The organism is Paenibacillus sp. FSL W7-1279, from assembly GCF_037969845.1.
Taxonomy (GTDB): domain Bacteria; phylum Bacillota; class Bacilli; order Paenibacillales; family Paenibacillaceae; genus Paenibacillus_AQ.
This window is the reverse complement of record NZ_CP150215.1, coordinates 2,832,178-2,854,710: the sequence shown is the minus strand read 5'-3', so window position 1 is coordinate 2,854,710 and position 22,533 is coordinate 2,832,178. Positions and strand designations below refer to the sequence as shown.

General features: G+C 49.1%; 20 protein-coding genes. All 20 read right to left on the bottom strand.

Annotated features, from left to right (window positions below):
- Positions 1 to 35: 35 nt before the first annotated feature.
- A complete protein-coding gene (locus MKY82_RS12660) occupies positions 36 to 1,589 on the bottom strand; it encodes an ABC-F family ATP-binding cassette domain-containing protein (RefSeq protein ID WP_071218209.1) in 1,554 nt (517 codons plus the stop codon).
- A 122-nt stretch (positions 1,590 to 1,711) separates the two neighbouring features.
- Positions 1,712 to 2,707: a hypothetical protein gene (locus tag MKY82_RS12655; RefSeq protein WP_194542071.1), complete on the bottom strand. Its 996-nt coding sequence runs from the start codon at positions 2,705 to 2,707 to the stop codon at positions 1,712 to 1,714.
- Positions 2,694 to 3,248 carry a hypothetical protein gene (locus MKY82_RS12650; RefSeq protein WP_194542070.1) on the bottom strand — a complete coding sequence of 185 codons (555 nt, stop codon included), beginning with the start codon at positions 3,246 to 3,248 and terminating at the stop codon, positions 2,694 to 2,696. Before MKY82_RS12650 ends, MKY82_RS12655 begins: the two co-directional genes overlap by 14 nt.
- Positions 3,249 to 3,253: 5 nt before the next feature.
- Positions 3,254 to 3,649 carry a hypothetical protein gene (locus MKY82_RS12645; protein ID WP_260069496.1) on the bottom strand — a complete coding sequence of 132 codons (396 nt, stop codon included), beginning with the start codon at positions 3,647 to 3,649 and terminating at the stop codon, positions 3,254 to 3,256.
- 24 nt (positions 3,650 to 3,673) lie between these two features.
- Positions 3,674 to 4,132 carry an ABC transporter permease gene (locus MKY82_RS12640; RefSeq protein WP_071218212.1) on the bottom strand — a complete coding sequence of 153 codons (459 nt, stop codon included), beginning with the start codon at positions 4,130 to 4,132 and terminating at the stop codon, positions 3,674 to 3,676.
- Between the two features lie 75 nt (positions 4,133 to 4,207).
- Entirely contained in the window at positions 4,208 to 6,280 is a 2,073-nt protein-coding gene (locus tag MKY82_RS12635) for a hypothetical protein (RefSeq protein WP_339296203.1), read from the bottom strand.
- Positions 6,270 to 8,180: an ATPase, T2SS/T4P/T4SS family gene (locus tag MKY82_RS12630; protein WP_339296666.1), complete on the bottom strand. Its 1,911-nt coding sequence runs from the start codon at positions 8,178 to 8,180 to the stop codon at positions 6,270 to 6,272. The genes MKY82_RS12635 and MKY82_RS12630 overlap by 11 nt, the downstream gene beginning before the upstream one ends.
- Positions 8,167 to 9,036, bottom strand: a complete 870-nt coding sequence (locus MKY82_RS12625; RefSeq protein ID WP_339296201.1) for a hypothetical protein — start codon at positions 9,034 to 9,036, stop codon at positions 8,167 to 8,169. Before MKY82_RS12625 ends, MKY82_RS12630 begins: the two co-directional genes overlap by 14 nt.
- Positions 9,033 to 9,740: a hypothetical protein gene (locus MKY82_RS12620; RefSeq protein ID WP_339296200.1), complete on the bottom strand. Its 708-nt coding sequence runs from the start codon at positions 9,738 to 9,740 to the stop codon at positions 9,033 to 9,035. Before MKY82_RS12620 ends, MKY82_RS12625 begins: the two co-directional genes overlap by 4 nt.
- 55 nt (positions 9,741 to 9,795) lie before the next feature.
- Positions 9,796 to 10,905 carry an SAF domain-containing protein gene (locus MKY82_RS12615; RefSeq protein ID WP_339296199.1) on the bottom strand — a complete coding sequence of 370 codons (1,110 nt, stop codon included), beginning with the start codon at positions 10,903 to 10,905 and terminating at the stop codon, positions 9,796 to 9,798.
- Positions 10,906 to 10,933: 28 nt separating this feature from the next.
- The gene (locus MKY82_RS12610) at positions 10,934 to 12,400 is read right to left on the bottom strand and encodes a serine/threonine-protein kinase (RefSeq protein WP_339296198.1); all 1,467 of its coding nucleotides are present in this window, start codon (positions 12,398 to 12,400) and stop codon (positions 10,934 to 10,936) included.
- 160 nt (positions 12,401 to 12,560) lie between these two features.
- On the bottom strand, positions 12,561 to 13,637 hold the full coding sequence (locus MKY82_RS12605; protein WP_339296197.1) for an SAM-dependent methyltransferase: 1,077 nt from the start codon (positions 13,635 to 13,637) through the stop codon (positions 12,561 to 12,563).
- Positions 13,638 to 13,642: 5 nt separating this feature from the next.
- Entirely contained in the window at positions 13,643 to 14,416 is a 774-nt protein-coding gene (locus MKY82_RS12600) for an ATP-binding cassette domain-containing protein (RefSeq protein WP_220685754.1), read from the bottom strand.
- Positions 14,413 to 14,760: a thioredoxin family protein gene (locus MKY82_RS12595; RefSeq protein ID WP_194542062.1), complete on the bottom strand. Its 348-nt coding sequence runs from the start codon at positions 14,758 to 14,760 to the stop codon at positions 14,413 to 14,415. The genes MKY82_RS12600 and MKY82_RS12595 overlap by 4 nt, the downstream gene beginning before the upstream one ends.
- The gene (locus MKY82_RS12590; protein ID WP_194542061.1) at positions 14,757 to 15,095 is read right to left on the bottom strand and encodes a cyclic-phosphate processing receiver domain-containing protein; all 339 of its coding nucleotides are present in this window, start codon (positions 15,093 to 15,095) and stop codon (positions 14,757 to 14,759) included. The genes MKY82_RS12595 and MKY82_RS12590 overlap by 4 nt, the downstream gene beginning before the upstream one ends.
- A 17-nt stretch (positions 15,096 to 15,112) precedes the next feature.
- Positions 15,113 to 15,961: a deoxyribonuclease IV gene (locus MKY82_RS12585; RefSeq protein WP_339296196.1), complete on the bottom strand. Its 849-nt coding sequence runs from the start codon at positions 15,959 to 15,961 to the stop codon at positions 15,113 to 15,115.
- On the bottom strand, positions 15,951 to 16,769 hold the full coding sequence (mutM, locus tag MKY82_RS12580) for a DNA-formamidopyrimidine glycosylase (protein ID WP_339296665.1): 819 nt from the start codon (positions 16,767 to 16,769) through the stop codon (positions 15,951 to 15,953). Before mutM ends, MKY82_RS12585 begins: the two co-directional genes overlap by 11 nt.
- 53 nt (positions 16,770 to 16,822) lie before the next feature.
- Positions 16,823 to 17,617, bottom strand: a complete 795-nt coding sequence (locus MKY82_RS12575; RefSeq protein WP_339296195.1) for a TIGR01457 family HAD-type hydrolase — start codon at positions 17,615 to 17,617, stop codon at positions 16,823 to 16,825.
- Positions 17,618 to 17,987: 370 nt separating this feature from the next.
- On the bottom strand, positions 17,988 to 18,917 hold the full coding sequence (gene rnz / locus MKY82_RS12570; RefSeq protein WP_220685756.1) for a ribonuclease Z: 930 nt from the start codon (positions 18,915 to 18,917) through the stop codon (positions 17,988 to 17,990).
- An 86-nt stretch (positions 18,918 to 19,003) separates the two neighbouring features.
- Positions 19,004 to 22,444, bottom strand: a complete 3,441-nt coding sequence (metH, locus tag MKY82_RS12565; RefSeq protein WP_339296194.1) for a methionine synthase — start codon at positions 22,442 to 22,444, stop codon at positions 19,004 to 19,006.
- Between the last annotated feature and the right edge of the window lie 89 nt (positions 22,445 to 22,533).

The following is a 22,533-nucleotide window of genomic DNA, read 5'->3' as shown; positions in this document are numbered from 1 at the left end:
TCCTGCTGAGGGCAGGATGGGGATTCTGAATTGAATCAGGAATTCTGGTTGGACCAATCTTCGACGTTCCAGATCTTGGTCACCCAATCCTCATAAAACTCAGGTTCGTGGGAAACCAGCAGAATCGTGCCTTTATATTCTTTCAAAGCACGTCTTAGTTCCTCCTTAGCCACAACGTCAAGGTGATTCGTCGGTTCGTCAAACAGAATCCAGTTGCTTTCGCGCATCAGAAGCTTACACAGACGGACCTTGGCTTGCTCTCCGCCGCTAAGTGCCTTCATTGGACGGGTAATATGCTCGTTTTTGAGCCCGCAGCGAGCAAGCGCTGCACGAACCTCGTGCTGGTTCAAATGGGAAAATTCGTTCCACACATCATCAATCGGCGTAATATTCCCTGGACGTACTTCCTGCTCAAAATACGCAGGCACCAGGAAATCCCCCTGATAGGTCTTCCCCGAGAGCGCTGGAATTTTGCCAAGTATGGTCTTCAGCAGCGTTGATTTACCTACGCCATTACATCCTACAATAGCAATTTTCTCTCCACGCTCGATCAGGATATTCATTTTGGGGAGCAATGGCCGATCGTATCCGATCTCAAAGTCGATTCCCTCAAATACCGTTTTACCGCTGGCACGGGCTTCCTTGAAGTTAAACACAGGTTTAGCCGCTTCCTCCGGACGGTCAATCCGCTCCATCCGATCCAGCTGTTTCTCCCGGCTCTTCGCCCGCCCAGAGGTGGAATAACGGGCCTTGTTCCGCTGAATGAAGTCTTCCTGTTTCTTGATGAACTCCTGCTGCTTCTCGTAAGCATCAATATGCTGGTTCTTATTGATATCAGCCATTTCCAGGAACTTCTCGTAGTTCGCTGTATAGCGAGTTAATTTCGCAAATTCCAGATGATAGATCACATCCACCACCTGGTTCATAAATTCCGTATCATGGGATATCAAAATGAAAGCATATGGGTACTGCTTCAAATATTGAGTGAGCCAATCAATATGCTCAACATCCAGATAGTTGGTAGGCTCGTCCAGCAACAGTACATTCGGCTTCTCCAGAAGAAGCTTCGCAAGCAATACTTTGGTACGCTGTCCCCCGCTTAAAGTTGCGACATCGCGATCCAGGCCGATGACGGATAATCCAAGACCATTCGCCATCTCCTCAACCTTTACGTCCAGCATGTAGAAATCCCCGATATCCAGCTGCTCCTGAATTTCACCCATTTGCTCGAGCAGCAGCTCCAACTCTTCAGGAGAAGCATCACTCATCTTATTGGTGATCTCCATCATTTCTTTTTCCAGTTCCAGTAGAGGCAGGAAGGCATCCTTTAACACATCGCGAACCGTTTTGCCAGGTGTCAGCTTGGTGTGCTGGTCCAGGTATCCGTACCGGATCTTCGGTGTCCATTCCACCTTGCCGCTGTCTTTTAACAGCTGCCCGGTCAAAATATTCATTAGTGTTGATTTGCCTACGCCGTTTGCTCCAACCAAACCAACATGTTCGCCTGCCAGCAAACGAAAGGATACATTCTTAAATAGAGTACGTTCCCCGAAATTATGTGATACGTTCTCTACAGTCAATAAACTCATGGCTATAGTAACTCCTGTCTGTATAAAATGAACTTATTTCATGTTAATTTAGCGAAATATACACAGTCAAGAGTTTATTGTATCACATCATGGAGTCCGGCAGAAACCATAACTTTCAGGGATTAGAGGACACCGGGATTAGAACAGCTTTTCTCCTGATATCCTGCTGCCGCTGCATCTTTGGCACTCGGGAACACTTCTTCCACGCGATAGTTGAATTGACAGACATCACGGTAATAATATTTGAACCCCCTACTATCCACCCCTCCAAAATAAACAGGAGCTTTAACAAGTCTGCCTCCTCCAAGGGCATAGTTATTATAATACTGATCGCCCATGGGGACGCCTTGAATGAACGCCATCATACCGATGTCATCCATCGTATTCACCCACTCTTCCTGGGATATCAACGGAAGCGCGAACGTATAGGTTACTCCGTTTCGGAGCGCCACTTGGTTGTGCCGCTGTATGTAATAAGCAAGATGATCTTGAACGCAATTCACAATCGTGATCCGTCTGACTTGTTCAAACCTATCCTTGTCTTCCAGCAAAGCTATACCCGTCCTGCCACTCAGATCCTCCCGATAGCCGGAGTGCCAGATGGAAGATCCTCCGCCTGATTCATATACCTGAACGAAGGAATCCAATGTAAACTGGATGCTGTTGGCCCTGCCATCATTCCAGGCATAAGGGATTTTGGGTGTCCATCTATGCTCCATGAGCTCCTCCCCATACGCGTTGGTGAAGGTTTGTGAAACATACATATAAAACCCGTCATAATCCAGAACAACGATAGCAGGAATATACCACCACAGAGCAGACTGAGCAGCCGGATCATCCGCGATCCCCATATTGATGTACAGCGTCCGGGAAAAGGACTCCAGCGCTCGTTCTTTATCCGCACGCATAAATTTTATAGAATCATATGCCGACTCTTTGTCCTGGGTCTCATTATCGTTCAGCATCATCCCGCCGTCTTGAACGGCTGTACGCAGAGCAGCCGAATATTTCATTTCTACGTACCGGACATCCTCTAAACTCTCGGCACGCATGCCCAGAATTATAAACATGGGGAAAAACACGGCGGTAAATACGATGGCAAGATCAGTAATCTTCATTCAGTACCAAACCTCCGTATGGAAATGCGATTGCTGCTTTGCCACCAGAATTTGATCCGGTCAACGCATCGAACATGATCAATCCGGGTGTTCGATTCAGAGTACTGACACTTACCTGAAAGTGATCTCCAGCCGTTAGACGGTATCGGCGTCTGTCATCCTGTTTATCAACATTTGACTCCGGGAATAGATAACCCATAACATCTTCCTGATAATAAGCATCATATACGACGGAATAGCGGTTCAAGAATGTTCCAGGATCTGAAGGATCGGCATATTCCGGGTGGTATTTCTTATGATGATGTTCCATTTCCACATTGTAAATGTTCCCGGTGGCTGCCAGCTCTTGCAGGAAGTCATTGTACATGATCGGAGTAATATACCCCTTCGTACGAACACTGTCCACGAATTTGGTAACGGATTGATAAACAACGAGTCGTGACAGATCATCCTGTCTTCTGGCCATCTCGCCTGCGGGAACCAAGTACAGCAGAAGAAGGGCCAGAAAGGCAGCAAACCATTTCGAAACCGAGTTTGACATTGTTGTTACCTCACTTTTACAAACTGGATGCTCTCCACTTCTCCATCGATCCTCCGAACGTACTCCGCATCATAATGGGCTTCCATATCTATGATCGAAAGATCCAGTTCCTCCGGATTACTGCCTGATTGGAACAGCACGCCATCCACATACATATTGAAGCCGCCAGCTTGAACCTCTCGCAGCGTGAATAAGACTTCGCTTCCCTTATAAATGAGCTTTCTGTTCTCGTTCGTCATCTCTACGGTGATCACACCCGCATGCTGCTCCTGAGTCATTCTGCCTACGGCTGATATACCGCCATCCACCATCGTCTGAATATGGAAGGCATACAGGGCTGCGCCAAGAAATAATGCCACTGCTGCTGCCAATTCAAGTGCGCTTATCGTTTGTCCACGCAAGGCAAGTCACCTTTCCATTCATAACTATTGATCGAATTTAATGCCTCTGATTACGTTAGAATCATCCTTAACGATGGTCGCCTTAAATTTGCCGCTTGGATTGACGTACTCTGGGCTTTTCTCATCCATGACGAGTTCGATATTCCCTTGTCTTGAATCCGGATTGAGAATCGAACCGTCCTTCTCCAACACATTGCCGTACCATTGCCCTGCTTTATTTTTCCCTGTTGCTATGAAAACTCCAAATTGATCCTTATCCTTGTATTTGCGCAGTGCGTTTGTCACCTGAGAACCGCTGATGGTTGTTCCGTCATACACGGTAAATGCTGCCTGGGACAACTCAGTCTGAATATCTGAAAAATTGTTTTGAGCGGTTTTGGTTGCCTCCTGCGCCGAAATAAACAAAATAACAACAATGGTAATCAGTGCTATGGTCAGAAATATGCCTGCTGCAACCTTTAAAGCGGATGACGCATTATTCATTGAAATCTCCCTCATTCTTTCAATTATTTTTTGATCCTGTCGATCATGATTCCAGTTGAGCCAATCCACGTATTGTTATAATCGTTGAATTTGCTCATAATACGTTTCCATCTGGGAGAAACTCATGCCGATAAGCGGGATAACAAGATACATAAAGATCAACGCATACATCGGAGTAAAACCGATCATTCGCCCCCATGCGGCCTTCGTATCGATCATCGCTTCGTACTCCTGCTTGCGTCGCTCGAAACTGTATATCATTTCTCCATCGAGGTCATCAAAAACATCCTTGATCGGTACTTTATCTACCGCAAGCAGCAGCTTGTCCACCAGCCGCTGAAATTCAGGAAACCAGACGTCTTCCTTCAGCTCCAGCAATGCCAGCTGGGCGCCATGTTCGTAATGAAGCAAGCTTTTTTGAATGGGAATCTTAAAAATAACAGCAAACCGATTAAGCCATTCCAATATGGCCTCAACCGAGATGCGCTCCATTCCGCGCAGTATGGATATGACCGTTTGAAATTGATAAATTTCATGCCTCATTTCCATATTGCGTACTTTCCGGTGAAAATGCAGCAGCCATAATGGCGCCGCATATGCAGCCACACCTGCCAGAAAGGATAGCAGCAGCTCCCACCATTTCAAATACTCGCTGTCATAGCGCTGCAGTTTAGTCATAATTCGATCGGTTATGATCTCAACTTGTTCCTTGGTCAATGAAGTAGGATCTGTCTCACTAATCATCTGCTTGACCTGATCATCGGTCACTTCCGGCGACATATGCAATTGTTCCATTAGCAGCCGATCGCGCTCAACCGTTTCCTCTGCCTGCCGACGCTCGATCTCATTCATCTGGCCGAACAGGGAATGATTCAAAGAAACGGGGACATACAGCAGATGATGTTTAGCCTGCACATGCAGACCTGTAGCCAGCGATAGCGACAGGAAGAAAGCCAGGCAGAAGAACGTCACCCTTCTGATATAGAGCCATTCGAACTTGATTCTCGCGTTGCTTTCCTTTAGTAAGCGTACCTGCCTGTCATATTTCACCGTACCGGGTGTCGGAGCCATTACCTTCACAAGCCAGCGCATAACAGCAATCCGGTACATTCTTTCTTCCAGGGTCATCTTCTGAACCTCTGCGCGGTAATCCGTTTCCCGATTTTGCTGGAGCTTCTGAAGCAAGATGTAAGAGATTAGAATGATGATATAAATCGATATCTTGGTCATAAACCCGAGCTTGCTCATATAAAACTCATCCATCGACGGAAAACTGCTCCTGGCCCAGCGTTCAATCGGTTTGGTGAAAAAGACCGGAGCCAACGCAATCACATTCAAGCCCTTCATTAAATAATCCAGCTTGTCTCTGCGCAATATTTCCAATTGGATCTCCTTGGTCAACCCGCTTAGGCCATGCAGATAGATAGAGCCTTGTTTTCTCGCATGATCACCAAACTCCATGACAAGATGTGAAATACCCGCAAACGCTTTAAGATATCGGTTCGGCGCTACCTCATAATACCTCTCCAACTCGTCATCAGGATCGTTGGATACCAAGGCATTATAGATCCGATGAGCATGCATAGAAATTTCATGCCCTGAAGTCTCCGCTCCCTCGTACAAAGCTTCCTCTACCATTCCATGCTGCTGATAGTGATGGCGGACGGAGGAGAACAAATCAACCGATTGGACAAGTATTTTTCGTTCCAGTCGGTTAATGAACATCTCAACAAGCATATTGTTAATAACCGCTGCTGCAAGAATAACAATGACAATAAACCCCAGGTCCGGATGACTCCATATAAGGAGCATGGCGGTTAACCCGATCGTACCGGTAATCGCGAAGGCTAATCTCACGGTTTCAAACCGGAGTGATATTTCGTCATAGGGATGCATGATCGCGATCCGCTGTCTGATCCGTTTAAGATAGGCTTTGATTATAGGAAGCTTCATTCCATACCTATAGGCCAATTGAAACCATTGCCGGTACATCCCGCGCAATGACCTTACCTCGCCCGCATCAACCTCTACGACAGCTACCTCACCATACCCTCGTCTTCTGTTCATCCACGACACGATACCGAATGTGATGGAAAATAGTGCCAAAGATATGATTAAAATCAGAATTAATACATCTTTAGAGGACACTTTGTTCCCCCCAACCCGAAGCCAGAAACACTCTGAATTCTTCGGCATCTTCCGGATGCATATGCTCCGTCATTTCGCGAACACTGCTTTCGGATAACTTGGCGGCAGCGATATAGCTACCGTCCCGGTATTCAATCACATTACGAGATACGAAATAACTTACTTCGTTCAATCTCCGCATATGTTCTGTACTTAACTGAAAATATTCCTCCATACTGTTCTTCCAGCGCTTTTCTGAAGTTCCCTCGAATGGTGGCAGGGATCCCTTCTCAACCGGGATGCACTCTGTAATACGTTCTATGTAGCGGTTACCGTAAGCGTCTCTTCTTAGATGAATGTCAAAGTTGATCACGCTGACCACCTGCTGCTCTGCAATATGCTCTTGCCTGAAAACGCCGCTCTTGAGCAAGGAGTTGCGCAAGGATTGTACAAGGTCTTTGAATGTCTTGGCATGATGGGTAAACACGGTAAACAAACTTGCCACTTGAGACATCTGTATCATCCATGACGCTACCTCGTCACTGGCAACCTCACCAAGAATATTAACGGTACCGTCCGTCTTCTTCTGCAGATCCAGACCGGCCTGCCCACTAATATGCTCGGTTTCCCTGAAGCTGAGAATATTTCTGCGGCTATAGATTTTCCTTAAATGCAGCTCAAAGGCCATCTCTTGCACCCGAAGGGTATAGGAGGCATAAATATGACCCACCATCGCCATGAGCAGCGTTGTTTTTCCGGAACCCTGCGCACCGGTGATTGCCGTAATCCGGCTGCCTTTCATTAAATACCTCAACAAACCGATTACCAATTCCGAACCGTTTCCCGTAATTAACTGATCAAGCGAAGCCTTGGGCAGATCAAACTTGCGGACAAAGAACGCCCAGGACTCGGCAAACGGGGGCCGAACCACAACGACCCTGGAGCCATCTTTCATCTCATTCACTTTATAACCGCTGGCTTCTGAAAGCTGCCCGGGATGATTGTATTTGTATATGTTTTGACATACTCTCTTCAGTTCCAGCATCGAACCAAACGATAAAAAAGCTAGATGCAGCGACACCCCTCGATAAAAAATCCAGACACTCTCGCAGCCTGTTGCTGGTGATTCGATATTTGAAAAGCCAAGCCCCAAAAACTCATCCTGGTCGTGAAAGATATACTGTCCGCTGTCACGGTTGACAGAAATGCCACTTACCCCGCCACTGATCCCGTCGATCCGTTGATCCCTGATTTCATCCACGACGGAAAAGCCTTTGTACTGCTGATAAATGCGCTGAACGACGATATCAAGCTTCTCCGGAAACAAGAGCGGTCGCTGCTCTGACTCATAGATATACGCAATATCCTCTGCGGTTACCGCATATACGCTGCCCTCTCCATAACCGGGAATCACGCGAGGCCCTGCAAGATCATACGTCTCAAGAAGTACGGATAAAGCATTCTCTCCGTGCCTCTGCTTATACAGGTATAAGATGATCTCGAATTGATCCTGGGCTGTTAACTCGGTCAGGTTTTCGAATGGAATGGCCGCATGAATGTTGGACTCGTTCAAACCCAGATCTCTGACCAGCAGCTGCTTTAAAAAATCCTTTACATAAGCTTTATCCAGCACATCTCCGGATACGCAGCCCTTGAGGGCACTTCTCAATTCACTTCGCTTGTTCAGCCTTCGGCGATACTCCTCTTCATGCAGCCCTAAATCAGACAACTGGCTGTGCGTCAGCTGATGGAGGCTTTCTTTAACAAACGCAGTCATGGCTTCAAGAGAATAAGGGTCGGACCCCCGCGAAATAGCAGCGGTCGGTTTTCGGGTATCCAAATAACGCAGATATACAAACAGCAGTACAAACAAAATAATGATGATGATCCATATCGTATTAAAGGAATTACCCAAGAGCATGCTGGCCTCCCGCTTTCGAACCGCCGGAAGGAAGACCAAGATGTTCAGCCGCGGCATCCGCCAAGTTACAAACGGCAACATACAGTGAGCTCATCCGTTTCAGGTCAGCGCCTCTCCGACTTCGCTGCATATAAGGCATAACGGAGCGCATATTCCATGCATCCGTCATGCCGGAACAATATGGAACACCAAGCACCGTCGTTTTGATGCCAAAGCGGCGCTTGATATTTTGCAGTGTACAATGGCTCTCCCGGTCATATTTGCCGACGATATACAGGCTTGCCTTGTCCTTCAGTTCAGGGGGTAGCCCCTCCTGTTCAAGCTTATTCTCCAGTACATGCAAATTTTGATTCAAACCAACCACGATGAAGTCGGCAGCTTGAAGTATCGCGCGATCTACCGCTCCCGGAACTCCATTACCTGCATCGGCCACCGTGACGTCGTAACTTCGCTTGGAGAACTCCATAACTCTGGTCATAAGTTCCGCCTGTTTTCTGTCCTCCGCACTGCTTGTGGTCTGTATATCATCGGCGGACATTAGTTTCGGTCCACATAAAAGATCTAGCCGATCAGACAGGAGCGGCAAAGTATAATTGCGTACATTCTCCGGGTTCAGCCTCCCGCTTGTACAAAGTCTTTCCAAGGCATCCATTCCGGTATCTTGAAATGCTGTCATAAAATCAAATGATTCCTGCTTAAAGGAAAAAGCTTGTTCCACTCGCTCCCCTGCATGTCCACCATGGGCGAGCAGCACTTTGACCTGATATTCAAACGCTAATACGATAGGTAAACTCGAGGCCAGCATCGTACTGCCGCTGCCGCTTTTCAAGGGACTCCATACAGCAATCAGACTCATGCATGCCTCCTTCCTGCTTGCCGAAGTGCCCGGCGAATATGCCGCTGCTCCATTTCCGTTAACAGGCGGAGAAGTTCGGTAAGCGATCGTTTATACTGTCTGGATAATGGCTTGATACCCAGTCTTCCTGCATGTTCATTTTTTATTTTCAAGGCAAAGAACAATTCATCCCACGGCATTTTCACGGGAGGACCCAGCCACTGAATCCGGCTGTCTTCCAGATAACCTTCTATATAGGACTCATCCATCAAGTCTTCAATGACCTGAACATATACCCGATGGAAAGGAGGGAGCGGATCATCTGTTCTTGCGGCTCTTAGTTCATCAAGCAAAGCCGTACTCTTGCGCAGTCCGGTTACCTCGAACCCGCTAACCCAAACATGGGCATCTGCTGTATCCCACTGCGTCTTGTCCAGGAATTCCGACTTCTCCACGTCCATGACGATATAGTCGTACTTCTTCTCGTCTGCTTCTTCCAGATAGTCCATGAGTGAAGTATAATTCTCAAATCCGGTTGCCACGTCGAATCCGGCAAACTCCATAACCGGCAACTTCGGGTGCATCACGCCTATGCAATGTTTGTACTTCGCATCCATCGCACCATCCACGAGCAGTACCCTATTGTCTCCATTGGCTAATATTTTGCACATGTAGAGGAGCATGTCGCTCTTATCACAGATGCCTGTAAATATCCACGTCTTCACTTTGATTACACTCCTTCAATTGCTCATCTGTTCTTAGGGCTTAGCTTTGTCTTTACTAAGGACTTGAGAATATCAACTCCGCTTCTTCTGATTCCTTATCACTGCCCGCCTCGGCTTCTGGCGGTCCGGATGACCCCAGAATCTGCTCCGCTTCTGAATCCCTCTCTTCACGGAGCGGAGTCTCTGTAGGATCCTCGTCGTCAAGACGGATGTCAGCAGTATTCCGTTTTGTATCCGTTGAAGATTTCGTTTGGGAGCTTAAATTGGACGCAGGACTCCAGGAGTCTGGACTTCTTGCCCCACTAGCGAAGATGGAGTTGTGATGCATGTCGGATACCTGAGCCTGCTGATTCGGCTGAAGCTTCTTTAAATCCTCATCCAGCGTGTTTCGCAGCGTAACCTCGAAAAACTTCTCAGCTTTCTTCACAATATTCGGGTTACTTGCAATCAGCTTCGTTACTTCAGCGTTCGGAGGATAATTAGGAATCGCTCTATCTTGCAGCTCCGGCTCTACATAGGTGAGTGCATAAAGCGTTGCATCATGCAGATAAGCATCCACCAAAGCGCTGGAAAGCAATAAAATCTCCTGTTCGCTTAACGTCGTCCAGAACGCCGGATTTTGAAGCTTGTCGATCTTCTTCTTGGATAAAATGATGTAATCCTGTCCGGTAGGAAATTGAACCCTTACATCGATCACATCCCCTTGGCGTAAATTGCTTGGCAGATATACGGACTTCATCTCCCGATGACGGAGATCAGACGGTGTCGGCTCTTCTTCAAAGAGCATCGAGCGGGTAATCGGTGTGCCCTGCAGCAGCTCGATCTTGGCCCCCTTCCCGGCAATCTCTTCCTTGGCCGAGAACAGATTGCCGGAAGAACCATCATCAGGCAAACGCACTTCCTTAATATCCTTCGCATCGATGAAATGACCAGGCGGAATATCTTTTAACGGGACCCATGCAACCTTCATTGAATTGAGCTGCTGAAGCTGCGTCTCTTCAAGCTCCTTGATTCGCTGCTCGTATTTAGTACGCTCTATACTCTGCTGCTCTTTATAGCCGTGCACATAATACAACATTGCGCCGGCACATACGGCACCTGTTACGGCTGCGCCGGCTAAGCCAGCAAATATCAGTTTGCGGCTGCGCCTCCTGATAATTGGCATTGCTTCATCTCCTTCAGTTCATATGCAGTTAATTCTTTAGAAACCTGAATCTTCGCTTCCTTTCTGCCCGCGGCAGGTAATCCAGAAATAACTGTGCAAATGCCTCCCGGCTGCTGTCAGGCAATTCAAACGGGTCCAATTGCAGGGGCAAGGAATGAACTCTATTCGTTCCTAGCGTTCTTCTCATCTCTTGAATCGTTTCTTCCCCAGCAAGAGGCAGTGCGTAGATCCTGGCCGGCTGAGGATGTCTTGACAGCATCCGGGCCAGCGTTACCACATCATGCTGTCGCCACTCCGCTCCTGATCCGATAACGATAGGGAGATCGGCCCGAAGAAACTCCTCGAGCCGTTCGCTGTCCCGGTATGCTCCCAAATCCAACACCACCGCATCGTAACTGCCCCCGAGCAGCGAAATAACTTCCGTTCTGGCTGTTTGCCGCCAAAAGTGAATCCCGTTGATTTCGAACTTTCGGATAGACCCCAGCTTCCCGCCCTCGGCAATTTCCTGAATCCGGGTAAAGGCGGTGGATTTTGCGCTCATTTCTACGATCGCTACCTTCCCGTACCTTGAAGCCAAGTAATGCCCGAATGCGATACAGCTATGGGTTGTTCCTACACCGGATGATGCCCCCAATACGGCTGTCACAAGCGTCCCGGCTAGCGTGTTGGACTGAGCACTTGATATATTCGCAGTGATCGACTGATGCCGACTGAGCGCTGAACGAACTTCTGCCGCGGATTGATATCGATGCTCCGGAGCATATTGCAGCAGCTTTCGAATAACGGGTACAAGTTCTCTTGGCAAATCGCCACGGATATGTCGCTCCACGCCCGTTATCCATTCACTGAATTTACCGCCGGTTGAGAGATATAGCAGAAGCGCTCCAAGCCCATACAGGTCCGATCTCGCATCGCTTTGCCTACCTCCGTACTGTTCCGGCGCCGCAAATCCAACCGTGCCCAGCTTGACGGTATCCTCCCCACTCTCTTGTTTATAGCTTCTGGCGATTCCAAAATCGATGAGTCGAACCTCCAGCTGATCGGTCAGCATAATGTTTGATGGCTTTAAATCCCGGAATACAACCTGAGGTTCGTGATTATGGAGATACTCCAGAACATCCAGCAGTTGCTCCGTCAGTTCCATGATGAAGTCCGGATTCACATTCCCTCGATATCCCCGAAAGTACTTCTCCAATGTCATGCCCTGAATATAATCCATAACTAAATAGGTGTAGCCGGTAGCCTGTGCATGAAAAAAATCGACAATGCGCGGCAGACGCGGGTGACTGAGTTTAATCAGAAGTTGTGCCTCGTCCTGAACGGTGCGCTGCATACCGGGTTCAGACAAACTCTCCTTCACTGCCCATTTCTTCCCGGGCAGCTTCAGATCCTCGGCCAGATATACACAACTCATGCCCCCTTCACCGATCACGCGGTCAATCACGTAACGCTCGCCCAACACTTCCCCATGTACAAATCTGCAAGGCTGATTCATTTCAACGCCCTCTCCCCTGACTTACAAACACAACAAAAAAAGGAAAGCACTCCGCCACATCACTGAATCGTGATGAATAGCGGGATGCTTTCCCTATCGTTGTCGTTGGTTAATTTTGGAATCATTATAGAACAAGATACATTGACTTGTAAAGAGTTTTTTAATACTTAATCATATAAAGCGTAATCTCGTCCCGATTGTGGAACAGCTGCTTTGCTCCCTGAATCTGCATTCTGGACTCTTCAAACACCGACATGATCTCTTTCACCAGCGCCATCGGTTTCTTAGTCAGCAGCTTAACCGTAATGACAGCAGTGCCGCCCGTCTGAAGACTGTGCAGCAGCCCGGTTACCATTCTGGCCATTTGTTTAGGACTCCAGCTCATATCACACACCAACAGGTCAAACTCAGAATCTCTAAACGATACGTCCGCTGCATTCTTGTGAATCACGCGGAGGTTTTTGTGACCATCGAGTGATGGGTGCATTTTCGCCGGATCAATGGCCGTAACTTGCAGGCCGCGCTCCAATAAAAAGGAGGTCCATCCGCCAGGCGCTGCTCCGATATCGACAGCCTTGCGGAAGGAATCAAACGGAATTCCGAACTGCTTCTCCGCCTCAAGGAGCTTGAATTTGGCTCTTGAGATTTGTCCCTCTTCCCGCTGAAAGCGGACGGCGCCTCCGTTCCAATCCGACAGGTTGTCCTCCGGCCGTGACACGCCCACATACCAGACACTGTCAGCAGCGAATAGTGAAATGATCCACTCCGGTGCCTGTACCGTGTATTCAAGTTCCAGCGCAGCCAAGCGATGCTGTAATTCATCCCGAAGGGCCGCGGGGTTTTCCTTCCACGAGCTGTTCTCCGTCTTTCGGATCTGGATGGATACACGGCTGCGGCCGATTTCCTCCCGCTTCATGACATGCTCAACGACAGCATGCAATGCATCGTCAGCGGTATCGGCTGTCACCTCCAGATGCACCGGAAACAAATGCCGCAGAAAAATAGGCGGGGAAGACGTAATCAGCCGCTTCGCCTCATCTTCGGAGCTGCCGACTGTCGCCAAAAACACCTCACCCGGTATCATCATCGTGCTCTTTATACTGCCAAACATCCGGCGCAGCTCTTCTTGGGCGTAAGGAGCAAACCCATGGTTTGCCGTACATACCCACTTGCTGTGAAAATCCCGGTGACTTTGATTCTGTTCCTCAAGCTCTTGCATAACATTTAATTCATCCAAACGGATTAACCTCCAGAAATAACTTTGATCCAGGGACGTCCGCCATCCCATTCCAGCTGAGCGTCGATATCATAAGTTTGTTTGATAAGTTCATGGTTTAATACGTCTTCTTTTGTTCCCGCACCTGTTAAGCGGCCGTCTTTCATGAGCGCCACATGAGTAAATAAAGGGACAATCTCCTCGATATGATGCGTGACATACACAACCGTAATCTCGCGCTGCCTCAGCTTGTCAATCTCCTGCAGCATCTTCTCCCGTTCATACAAATCCAGGCCCGCACACGGTTCATCCATAATCAGAATCTTCGGATCGGCCATGAGGGAGCGTGCCAGCATTACCTTTTTACGTTCACCTTGTGACAATATTCCGAGAGGCTGCTCCGCCAGATGGCCGAAATTCATTTCGTTCAACAGGGCATGGGCCTGGTTCCTGGCCTCTTCCGGTATGTCTTGGTAGAAGCGCAGAAAGGCGTAAGCCCCTGTTGCCACAACCTCCCAGACCGGGTCGCTCAGCGTCAATTTCTCCAATAACGACTGGCTAATATAGCCGATCGATTTGCGGACCTCACGAACGTCGCATTGTCCGTAAACATGGCCAAGGACCTCCACACGCCCGCTGGAAGGAAACATATATCCTGTCATCATTTCCAGCAGCGTCGTTTTGCCTGATCCGTTCCTGCCCAAGATGGCCCAGTTCTGTCCCGGCTTCATCTCGATACTAACATCATCCAGAATCTGACGGCTCCCTCTGACGAGCGACAAATGCTGTAGCGAAATCATGGCTTCACGCTCCTCACAAAACTCACGATATCCTGCACGGAACCCATCCGGTACAGCACCTCCGGTGCGGGGAGGGGACTCGACTGAATAGCCAGCAATGCAGGAACACTGCGGATTTGATACCGTTCCACAATGTCCGGAAGAAAGTTCACATCGGCTTCGAGCAGCTGTACATCCGGCACCACATGTTCTACAATGTTGATCATCTTACGCGCAGCGGCACATGTGCCGCATAATGGCGTATGCAAAAATACGATGACTGGGTCCGCATTCGCATCCCGTTTCGTCAGGCGCTCGTGCCATTCAAGCCTCTCCGTCAATTCACGCTGCGTTACCTCTATCATCTTGAACCCTGGGCGACTTCCCGCAGAACGGATTCCGGCATCGGTCCATTGTGAACCCGGACGCTTTCCGGCATATGCTCATAGAGCAGCTCATACATTTTTCTTCTGCCAGATGGGCTTGAGGTATGCAAATATATTTCTCGGGCCTGCAGATTTTCGGCGATCATGGCTGCAACCACGTCTCCGCCGTTCATTTGGCCATGTCCCAATTCAAAGTCAAGGGACAGAACATCCACTTCACATTCACGGAGCATCAGCAAACACTCTTCCCCGCTTCGTGCCAGCGCAAATCCTTTCGGATTGGGGCGCCAGTCGTCTAAATACAGATGAATCATATTACTCTCTCCCTTGATCAGGACCAGGACAGCACCTTGGCGATGTCTTCCCTATGCGTGCCGTCAGCCCCTTTTTCACTTTCCAGGACAAATGCCTTGCCTGCAAGTTCCGGTGCCAGAACCAGACGTTTCAGCGCTTCTGTTCCTATCATACCTTGTCCGATGCGGGCGTGGCGATCTTTTCTTGAGCCGGCCCCATATTTCGAATCGTTCAAATGAACGGCAACGGTAGATTCCCAATAGCCCAGCGATTTGCCCCTGGCAAGGAGCTCATCCGTATTCGAAATATCCCAACCTCCGGCGGCAAACAAATGGCAGGTATCCAGGCAAAAGCCTATTTTCTCCGGATAATCAGCAAGCTGTCTGACCTTCACGCTCTCTTCAAGCGTCATCCCCATAGATCCATGATCCCCCGCCTGATTCTCGATCAGCAGCTTAGCCCTTCCCGTCCAGAAAGACAACACATCATTCATGCAGCGGATAATATTCTGATACCCTTCAAGGATATCCTGGCTCTTGAGATGCCCAAAATGAACCACGATACCCAGCGATCCGCAAGCCTCGGCAATCATGAGATCATTCTTCAGGGAATCTACCGTCAACTGGTAAAACGCTTCGCCCCGGGTTAAGCCAACCGCCATATTCGTCGGATATGGGGTGTGCGCGATCGAAACGAGTCCTTGTTCCTGACAAAACTTGGAGCAGGCGGCGGCATTGGGGACGTCCGGCATCTTTAAGTGAAGACTGCGCGGATTTTTCGGGAAATACTGATAGGCTAGTGAACCGATCCCGGCTGCATGTTGGGCTGCTGCGAGAAATCCGCCCCGTGTGCTGACATGGCTCCCAATTCGGACTTTAGACTTCATGCTGACAGTTCGGACAAAAGAACACTTTGCGCGAGGTATGCTCCATCTTCACGATCGGCGTACCGCAGCGAACACAAGGCTCTCCTTCGCGATCGTACACCTTGCACTCGTCATTGTATGCCCCCGTCAGGGTATCCCCTTCCTGAAACGGCATTTCCATATATCCGCCGCCATCCGTCGCCTCGCGCATCACTTTAACGGTACTCTCGTATAACTGCTCTAAAGACTGCTCCGATAAATCCTGGATTTTGGACAGCGGGTGAATGCGGGCATCAAAGGCAATCTCATCCGCATAACAGTTGCCGATCCCGGCGACAACCTGCTGATTGACCAGCGTAGTTTTTAAAGCGCCCCGCCGTTTTCCAATCCGTTCGACAAAGCGCGCTTTGGTCATTCGCCGATCCAGAAGTTCAGGACCAAGCTCTTTAAGCGCATTTTCCGTCTCTCTGGCTGTCAGGAAATGCAAGTAACCCAGACGCAGCCCGATAAAATACAGCACCTGATCGCCAAAGGTGATCTCGACCTGGGTCGACCTTGATGGACGCTCCTCATCTTTATGCCCCAAATACAAAATGCCGCCCAGCATAAGGTGAAGCAGCAGTCTGCCTCCGTTATGCAAATGGAATATGAGGTGCTTGCCTCTACGTTCCACAAAAATGACCTTGCTTCCCTTTAACACGGAAGTAAACTCATCGACGGTCACATTCAGTGATTTTTCACGGTTCACGACGACATTTGTAATCGGCACATTCAAAATGCTCTGCGATAACAATCTTCGGTAATTTTCCATTTCCGGCAGTTCCGGCATCATTCATCTTCCCTTTCGTCAATCACAAAAGTTTATATGTACACTCTCACTCATTATGAACACAGCAGATCTTTCACTTCACTTAAATCCCGGCAGACAAAATCCGGTGTGACACCCGTGGCTTCCATATGGGCCTCCATATTAAGATCGGTCGTGATTCCGGTCATAACGAGCACCGTCTTACAGCCGGCATGCGCGCCAGCCGCGATATCCGTACGTATATTATCTCCGATTACATAAGTGTCCTCCGGAGCCAAACCAAGGCGATCCGAAGCAAATTTCATTAATATCGAGGACGGCTTTCCGATGACCGTCGGTTTCACTCCGGAAGCAGCTTCGATCGCAGCGCCGAGCGATCCTGCACCGGGCATCAAGCCGGTATCCGATGGAAGCTGCAAGTCCGGATTGGTCAATATCGACGCGGCTCCCTCCTGAATCCAGCGAACGGCACGGGTTAACTTCTCGTAATGGAACGAGCGGTCGATTCCTTGAATGACATATTCAGGGGACTGCTCCACGATGTTCAGACCTGCGGACAAGAGCGCTTCACGGAGCCCCTCTTCGCCAAGCATTGCCACTCTGGCACCCGGCGACTCCTCAGCGATATATTTAGCAGCAGCCAGGGAGGAGGTGCATACTTCCTCCGGCAAGGCGGGTATTCCCATCTCCATCAGATGCGCCGCCACTTGCTCCGGTGTTCGTGATGAATTATTCGTTACATACAGAAATGGAATCTGCAATTCCTTCAGCCGCTCGATGAGAAGGTCTGCCCCCTCAATCCGATAACGGCCATGATACAGCGTTCCATCCAGGTCAATCAGCAATCCTTTTGGTTTTGGTTTTCCCATGAATTGATAGCACCTTCTTTATTTCTTTCCTTCACGCCATAAATGATTCATTGATTAAAGTATTAGCGTTCTCGGCATCGCCGTGTCGTTACTCATCGTCATATTTCAAAATAAATATGTATAACCATGGTTCATGCTCTGTGCAGATGTTTGCTTACGTAGAAACCCCGGTTAGTATTATTGTAAAGAAGGCTACTTCCGGTTGCAAGGTTCGTGGACAGCTCTTCAGTCCGGCGTCTAAATAGTCGAAAGAGATCGAAGACTGTCCAAGGGTTAGTGATTATAAACCGCTTTGTCATTTCCTGCGCTTTCCCGGAAAATAATTCACTCAATCACTCGATATTTCCCTGTAAATAACAGCGGTGTCAGCTCATGATTTGCGCTGGATGGGGTACAGGCCAAAATCCTCTGCCAAGCGTGTATTCGCAAAAATCTCCTGCGCTTCCTTGAGCAGCGGCTGCAAATGCTCTATATCCTTATATCGGGAGCTGAAGTGAGTCAGGAATAACGATCTTGCTTCAGCCCGTTTCGCTGCTTCTGCTGCCTGTTTAGCCGTACTATGATAGTATTCGTGCGCGAGTTCAGACAGATCCTCCATGAAAGTGGCTTCATGAACCAACAAATCGGCGCCTTTGGCCAGAGTCTCCACCCCAGGGCATGGCCTTGTATCCCCGAGAATCGTGACCACTCTCCCTTTTTTCGGTGTCAGGAGCACATCTGAGGCATGAATCCATCGTCCGTCGCCGAGTTCCACGCTTTCCCCTCTTTTCAGCTTGCCATAAAGCGGTCCTGGCTTGAGTCCATAATCCGCCAACCGTTTCAGGTCCAGACTGCCGGGAAGATCCTTCTCCACGATACGGTATCCGTAACTCTCGGCCCTGTGATCCAGCTTTGCTGATTCCACGAGGAAGTGATCGTCCTCAAACAACATGCCTCCGGTATGCTCAATGACCTCCATCGTATAGGGTACGCGCGATTGGCTGATGCTCAGCGTAGTTTCAATGAAGGGCTTTATACCTGGGGGACCGTATATCGTCAGGGGCGAAGTTACCCCTTGAGCACCTCGGCTGGACAGCAAACCTGGCAAACCGAACACATGATCACCATGCATATGGGTAATAAATACCTTCTCAAGCTTGGACAGCTTGAGCGGGGATTTCAATATTTGATGCTGCGTGCCTTCTCCACAATCAAACAGCCACAGACTTCTTCGCTCTTCCAGCAAACGCAGTGCAATCGAGGTCACGTTACGCTGCAGCGTAGGAACCCCCGCATTTGTCCCTAAAAAATAGAGTTCCATCCCTCTTCTCCCCTTTCGGTTGTAAACCGGAGAAATCCCCCGAAACATTCGGAGGATTTCAAACCGGCTGTACCGGTATTCAAATGTTAAGCTTTATCTACGTTAAAATAATGAGCCTCCGGGTGGCTGAAGACCATAGCGGATACCGATGCCTCCGGTTCCATCATGAAACCTTCGGTAAGATGAACGCCGATATCCTCTGGCTGCATCAATTTAAATAACGGTTCCTGATCCTCCAGATCCGGACAGGCCGGATATCCGAAGGATACGCGAATGCCTTGGTATCTCGCACCCAAGCGCTGTTTCATTGTCATGTCTGCCGGATCGGGGTATCCCCAAGTATCCCGCATCATATGGTGAATCCGCTCCGCCAGCCCTTCTGCCGTTTCCAGCGCGACCGATTGAAGTGCATGGGAGCGCAAATAGTCACCCTTGTCCTTCCATTCCCCGGACAATTTTCCGACGCCGTGACCGGCCGTAACGACAAGGAATCCAACGTAATCCATAACCCCGCTGTCTACGGATTTCAGGAAATCCGCCAAGCACAGGTACGGCTCAACCTGCTGTCTCGGAAACGTAAAGGTATGCAATACTTTTGTTGTATCTTTTGGATCGTATATGAGAATGTCATTTCCTCTAGACTGTGCCGGGAAGAAACGGTACATCGCATGCGCCTGTATGATCCCCGATTGAACGGCCTCTTCCAGAATGCCATCAACGGTTTCCTTAAGCGATACCGCCTTGGGATCCTTGGCTTTAAGCAGCTGTTCCACTGAACCTTTCAGACCTAAATGATGTCCTAACAGCATCTGCATGTTGATATATGGCAGAATATGCGAAATCGGATAATTTCGGAGCACATGCCGCTCCATATCTGGTGGTAAATATACAGGAGCATCGGTCGAAATTTTGGAGCGCAGTCCTTCTGACAGCTTTGGCATTACTTTAACCACTTGCGGAGCAGCAGCATCGGCTTCCTGCTCTGCCTTGATCTCTTCGGCGATTCTCGTCCGCTCGATCGGATCGCTGAGCTGGTTGGCCAACGCAAGACCATCCATTGCGTCCTTCGCGTAAAGCACCATGCCGTCATACTCGGGACGAATGCGGGTCTTCGTGAATTTCCGTGTTAGAGCCGCCCCGCCTACCATGATCGGAACGCTAATGCCCGCGTTCTTCAAATCCTGGGCGGTGGATACCATCTGTTGGGCTGACTTCACGAGCAATCCGGACAAGCCGATAGCATCGGGCTGTTCGCGGCGGTATGCCTCGATAATTTGCTCCGGTGGTACTTTTATACCCAAATTAATGATTTGGTAACCATTGTTGGATAAGATGATCTCCACCAGGTTTTTACCGATATCATGCACGTCCCCCTTCACGGTGGCAAGCATGATTTTCCCTTTGACCGACGACTCGTTCTTCTCCATAAAGGATTCGAGATACGCCACGGAGGCTTTCATCACTTCGGCGCTTTGCAGCACCTCCGCGACAATCAGTTCGTTGTTGTTGAACAAACGTCCAACCTCGGTCATCCCGGCCATCAGAGGTCCATTAATGATCTCCAGCGCGCCGTATTTGGTTAATGCTTCATCTAGATCCGGAATGAGGCCTTCCTTGGAACCTTCCACCACATAGGATGCAAGTCGCTCCTCAAGCGTCAGGTTGGATACCTTAACCTTCTTCTCTACCTTCTTATCCCGGAAAGCCGCGACAAAAGCCGCCAGCGTCTCATCATTGGTTCTGTAAATCAGGTCCTCGGCTAGACGACGCTCTTCTTCAGGGATCGAGGCATAACGCTCCAGCTTCTCCGTATTCACGATCGCGTAGTCCAATCCGGCCTTCGTACATTCGTACAGATAAACGGAGTTCAAGACTTCACGACCCGCTTCCGGCAATCCAAAGGAAACGTTGCTGATGCCGAGAATGGTATGCACTTTTGGCATGGCTTCTTTAATTATGCGGATGCCTTCAATCGTTTCCTTGGCTGATCCGATATACTGCTCGTCCCCCGTACCTACCGGGAATACAAGTGTGTCGAAAATAATGTCCTCTGGCGAGACCCCATATTTGTTCACCAACAGATCATATGAACGCTGGGCCACCTTGAGCTTGTCATCGCGATGGATTGCCTGACCGGTCTCATCAATAGTTCCAACGACAACCGCGGCACCGTATTTATGCACCAACGGGATCACATGCTCAAATTTCTCTTCACCGTCTTCAAGGTTAATGGAGTTAATAATCGCTTTCCCTTGCGAATATTGCAGCGCCAAGTCAATTACTGCCGGATCCGTCGTATCGATCATAAGCGGCACTTTAACCTTTTTAACTACGAGCTCCAGGAACTTAATCATATCTTCAGATTCTTCACGATCCGGATCCTGTACGCACACATCAATGACATGTGCGCCATTCTTAACCTGTGCACGGGCGATCTCGGAGGCTTCCTCGTACTTACCTTCTACGATTAAACGCTTAAACTTTCTGGAGCCCAGAACATTCGTTCTCTCCCCTACCATATACGGTCGGTTTTCCTGCTCGATATATACCGGCTCGATACCGGATAATGCCGGCAAATGTCCACCATCCAGCGGTCGTGGGGAGAAGCCATCCATCGTTTGTTTTAATGCGCGAATATGGTCCGGTGTTGTCCCACAGCAACCGCCGGCAATGTTAAGCCAGCCTTTTTCAGCAAAAGCCCCCATCTTTTGAGCCAACGATTCAGGAGATTCATGGTACTGCCCATTCTCGTCCGGGAGACCCGCGTTAGGATAACAGCTGATCGCGCTTCTGGACATTTCGGATAAGGAGCGAATATGGTCACGCATGAATTCCGGGCCAGTCGCACAGTTTAGGCCAATGGATACGGGATTCAGATGTTCTAATGAAATATAGAAAGCTTCAATATTTTGTCCGGCCAGCGTCGTGCCCATCGGCTCGATCGTTCCGGATATCATGATTGGGAGCGTGACGCCCGTTTTATCAAACGCTTGGCGGATCCCAATGCTCCCGGCTTTCACGTTTAATGTATCCTGCGATGTTTCGAGCAAAAGCGCATCAACGCCGCCTTCAATCAAGGCAACGGCTTGCTCCTCGTAGCTCTCGATCAATTCGGCAAAGGTCACACCGCCGGTAACCGAAAGCGTCTTCGTTGTTGGCCCCATCGCTCCGACCACATAACGCGGGCTGTCCGGCGTGGAATATTTTTCAACCGCTGCACGGGCCAAATGAGCCGCTTTCAGGTTAATTTCTCGGGCAAGTTCAGGTATATCGTATTCAGCAAGCACAACCGAGGTTGCGCCAAACGTATTGGTTTCAATCAGGTCGGCACCTGCTTCAAGATATTGTTCATGTATTTTCTGAATGACATCCGGCCGATGAATGACCAGCATTTCATTACAGCCATCAAGGTCCGGACCGCCAAAATCTTCAGCTGAGAGGTCCTCCTGCTGGATCATCGTGCCCATGGCACCATCAAGAATTAATATTCGTTCTTTAAGTACTTCTTGTAAGCTAGGCTTGTTCAACTCGTAAACCTCCCCCGAAAACGTTAAATCTTAGTGTATCAGAATATTTTTCAATAGAAAAGCCGAAATATTGCGTTGCAATGGGTACA

Bases quoted from the DNA above. Each gene is read 5' to 3' on its own strand.
- MKY82_RS12660 (WP_071218209.1), bottom strand. From the start codon at position 1,589: ATGAGTTTATTGACTGTAGAGAACGTATCACATAATTTCGGGGAACGT.
- MKY82_RS12655 (WP_194542071.1), bottom strand. From the start codon at position 2,707: ATGAAGATTACTGATCTTGCCATCGTATTTACCGCCGTGTTTTTCCCC.
- MKY82_RS12650 (WP_194542070.1), bottom strand. From the start codon at position 3,248: ATGTCAAACTCGGTTTCGAAATGGTTTGCTGCCTTTCTGGCCCTTCTT.
- MKY82_RS12640 (WP_071218212.1), bottom strand. From the start codon at position 4,132: ATGAATAATGCGTCATCCGCTTTAAAGGTTGCAGCAGGCATATTTCTG.
- MKY82_RS12630 (WP_339296666.1), bottom strand. From the start codon at position 8,180: ATGCTCTTGGGTAATTCCTTTAATACGATATGGATCATCATCATTATT.
- MKY82_RS12625 (WP_339296201.1), bottom strand. From the start codon at position 9,036: ATGAGTCTGATTGCTGTATGGAGTCCCTTGAAAAGCGGCAGCGGCAGT.
- MKY82_RS12615 (WP_339296199.1), bottom strand. From the start codon at position 10,905: ATGCCAATTATCAGGAGGCGCAGCCGCAAACTGATATTTGCTGGCTTA.
- MKY82_RS12610 (WP_339296198.1), bottom strand. From the start codon at position 12,400: ATGAATCAGCCTTGCAGATTTGTACATGGGGAAGTGTTGGGCGAGCGT.
- MKY82_RS12600 (WP_220685754.1), bottom strand. From the start codon at position 14,416: ATGATTTCGCTACAGCATTTGTCGCTCGTCAGAGGGAGCCGTCAGATT.
- MKY82_RS12595 (WP_194542062.1), bottom strand. From the start codon at position 14,760: ATGATAGAGGTAACGCAGCGTGAATTGACGGAGAGGCTTGAATGGCAC.
- MKY82_RS12590 (WP_194542061.1), bottom strand. From the start codon at position 15,095: ATGATTCATCTGTATTTAGACGACTGGCGCCCCAATCCGAAAGGATTT.
- MKY82_RS12585 (WP_339296196.1), bottom strand. From the start codon at position 15,961: ATGAAGTCTAAAGTCCGAATTGGGAGCCATGTCAGCACACGGGGCGGA.
- mutM (WP_339296665.1), bottom strand. From the start codon at position 16,769: ATGCCGGAACTGCCGGAAATGGAAAATTACCGAAGATTGTTATCGCAG.
- MKY82_RS12575 (WP_339296195.1), bottom strand. From the start codon at position 17,617: ATGGGAAAACCAAAACCAAAAGGATTGCTGATTGACCTGGATGGAACG.
- rnz (WP_220685756.1), bottom strand. From the start codon at position 18,917: ATGGAACTCTATTTTTTAGGGACAAATGCGGGGGTTCCTACGCTGCAG.